1 pseudogene is annotated in these 584 nt (G+C 36.8%); it reads right to left on the reverse strand.

The annotated features are described in order from the left end of the window. Positions 1–210, reverse strand: a pseudogene (locus ACFINO_RS11275) (hypothetical protein); the annotation flags it as partial. Positions 211–584: the final 374 nt, after the last annotated feature.

Consider the following 584-nt stretch of genomic DNA (forward strand, 5'->3'; position numbering starts at 1 on the left):
AAAAACGCGGGCTTTATCATATACCCAGCACGTACCATAATGCGATAGGTTGCTTTCATTTTCTATAAAACCACCTAAATCCCCCGCCTTGACATCTCCAAAATCTTTTAAGGCGCGTATACGGTATAATGTGAGACCAGTCATATGATCTATTTCATTAGTCAATTCATATTTTTTGGATGGTTTTCTCTTTTTAACTGTAGCTTTCATGCTAGTAATCCTATTCGTAAGAAGGTTTCTATTGACACCCTATAAGGGCGTCGGGTGCTAGAAACACGGCGAATAGTCCGCTGTGTGCTTTCCCCTAAAAAGGGTATTGTATAACACACTACACCCGACATAAATCGTTATATGCCAATGATAGCATAAAAGAAAGTCAGTATTTTAAAAGGCATGGGAGAGGCTGTATCGTAACCTATCCGCTATTCGCTAAGTGTTTCTACACACTTGACGCCTTTCTAAACGAACCTTTTATTAATGTCAATACGTATTTTTTATTTTTTTCAATTTTTTTCATTTTGATACCTACCTAATTGAATACCAAGTGCTTTCTCTAGCTCGTTGTCTATATCATCATAAGTTTT

Origin of the sequence: Bartonella sp. AA83SXKL (genome assembly GCF_042196965.1) — a bacterium.
Taxonomy (GTDB): domain Bacteria; phylum Pseudomonadota; class Alphaproteobacteria; order Rhizobiales; family Rhizobiaceae; genus Bartonella.